We start from the raw sequence: 2086 nt of genomic DNA, 5'->3' as shown, positions 1-2086 counted from the left end.
AATTCCGTCAGCTACTCTGACTATATAGTATTTTTATTTGATAGGTAAACATAAGATTTATATAAAAAGTGAACAGGGAATAGGGAACAGTGTAAAGATACAGTTTAAAGATATCTGAGAATCTTTTATTGTTCTGATAAAACTCAGAATTTCGGTCTTATTTTAGTTGCTTGTTTCCTTCTCTTGATGCAGTCGCTCATGGGGGAAACCACGGCAGTCGCTCATGGGGGAGACCCCCAAGACCGCGCTGCCTTCCCAAGACCGCGCTGCATCGCTTAAACACAATTGATATATACTAGTATAGTATTATTTTTTATATTTCATATAACTATCAGTGTTGACAATTTAAATAGAATTGCTATGTAACTCCAAAAATTGTTCTAAAGATGTTCAAGAACAAGAAAAGTCTGTTTCGCCAAGAATCACTCGAACCAGGGTAATCGCATCTAATTTTGTATCATATTTGACTGACAAAAGTAAAATTATATAGATTTGAGAGGATAGAGAAGTTGTGCTCACCTGAGAATCACCCTTAACTATTAATATAAATAAATCTAGAATGTCAGGGAGCAAAAGATGGCAAAAGGCTTTGTTAAAAAGGCGTTGAGCCCCAGGGAGGAAAAAGAGGCAAAGCTGCTCAAGCGTAGTGTGCTGAAAAATTTTCAACACCTAGAAGACCCCCGAGTGGCAAGAACACGACAGCATAACTTGGTCGATATTGTCACTGTGTCCCTGTTAGCAGTGTTATGTGGTGCCGATGGATGTGTTGCGATAGAGACTTACGGATTAGCGTTGCAATCGTGGTTGGAAAGGTTTTTAGAGTTGCCCAATGGCATACCGTCCCATGACACGATTGGAAGAGTTTTAGGTTTGTTGGACCGACTTGACCACGGGAGTTGGGATTTCTCAGTTGGGTTGCAGAGCTAACCCAGCAGGTGTGGATTACAGCTGCGACCTATCGATGGGAAGACCAAGAGAGGTTCCTATGACCGAAAAGGGAAGCTCAAAGCTCTGCATAGTGTAAGCGCCTGGAGCAGTGAGCATGGACTGGTGCTAGCCCAACAAAAGGTGGATCACAAGTCCAATGAGATTAGTGCAGTACCAAAGTTGCTGAAATTGCTCAACTTAAAACGAACGGTGGTAACCCTCGATGCGATGGGAACTCAAATCGAAGTTGCACAGGCATTTCAAGCTGGCGGAAGGAGACTATGTTTTGGCACTCAAAGGTAATCAAGGTAAGTTGAGTCAGCAAGGGTCGAGTTGGTTCGAACAAGCCCAAGCCCAGCAATGGCAAGGCATTGACTACGACTATGACCAAACCATAGAGAGTGGACATCACCGTATCGAAGTCCGTCAGGTGTGGACTGTTTCTGTCAGCCAACTTCCCCCGTTGCATAGGCAAGATCAGTGGTTAGGTCTGACCACCGTTGTGATGGTCAAACGTCGCAGAGAATTATGGAATGGTACAACACAACTTCCTCAGTTCTATATCAGTAGTCTCGAAGCTAATGCCCCAAGGCACAACCAAGTTATTCGTTGCCATTGGAGCATTGAAAACAGTCTCCAAAGGGTTGCTCGATGTCACCTTCAACTCCGATGCCAGTCGATTTCGTCAGGGTCATGGGGCTCAAAATCTAGGATTATTGCGACGCAAAGAGTGTGAGTTTACTCAAACAGGAACCTTCTTTCGCAGAGTTTGAAGATGAAGCGTTACCGAGCTGCCATTGATAATGATTTCTTGCTCGAGATACTTGCAGCCAGTGCGAACCAATGACTTGAAAACCCTCGATGGACTCAGATTCACTTTAGGATTAAGACTACAGGTGGACAGACAACCCGAACATACTAGCCCTTCTTCGCCTTACTGCTGGGATGAATAGCTGGTATCCCTCTGGCTCTGTGAGCTGGTGACCTGGGTTAAACATCAATTCTCTACACACATTTTATACATACTTCCACTCAATTTTAGATGCGATTACCCTGCTTTATATGCAGATCTGCTCTATTGGCATTCCCCGTGGCCTAGAATGGTAACGAGCTTATTATTTACAATAATTCAATTTCCTTAATACTAGTTAAGATTTAG

3 protein-coding genes are annotated in these 2086 nt (G+C 43.3%); all 3 read left to right on the top strand.

The genetic code is table 11. The annotated features are described in order from the left end of the window. Nucleotides 1-576: 576 nt before the first annotated feature. Genes F6K53_RS38240 through F6K53_RS38230 form a run of 3 tightly spaced genes read left to right on the top strand, consistent with a single transcriptional unit; the run spans nt 577 to nt 1663 of the window. Nucleotides 577-927, top strand: coding sequence for a transposase family protein (locus tag F6K53_RS38240; RefSeq protein WP_293084980.1), 351 nt, complete (start codon nt 577-579; stop codon nt 925-927). A gap of 21 nt (nt 928-948) precedes the next feature. Next, entirely contained in the window at nt 949-1230 is a 282-nt protein-coding gene (locus tag F6K53_RS38235; protein WP_366511410.1) for an ISAs1 family transposase, read from the top strand. Beyond that, entirely contained in the window at nt 1214-1663 is a 450-nt protein-coding gene (locus tag F6K53_RS38230) for an ISAs1 family transposase (protein ID WP_293084977.1), read from the top strand. The genes F6K53_RS38235 and F6K53_RS38230 overlap by 17 nt, the downstream gene beginning before the upstream one ends. The last annotated feature ends 423 nt before the right edge of the window (nt 1664-2086 follow it).

Source organism: Moorena sp. SIO4A1, from assembly GCF_010672065.1.
Taxonomy (GTDB): domain Bacteria; phylum Cyanobacteriota; class Cyanobacteriia; order Cyanobacteriales; family Coleofasciculaceae; genus Moorena.
This window is presented reverse-complemented; position numbering and strand designations above follow the sequence as displayed.

Excerpts from the sequence above, each read along its gene's own strand:
- F6K53_RS38240 (WP_293084980.1), top strand. The coding sequence starts at position 577 with ATGGCAAAAGGCTTTGTTAAAAAGGCGTTGAGCCCCAGGGAGGAAAAA.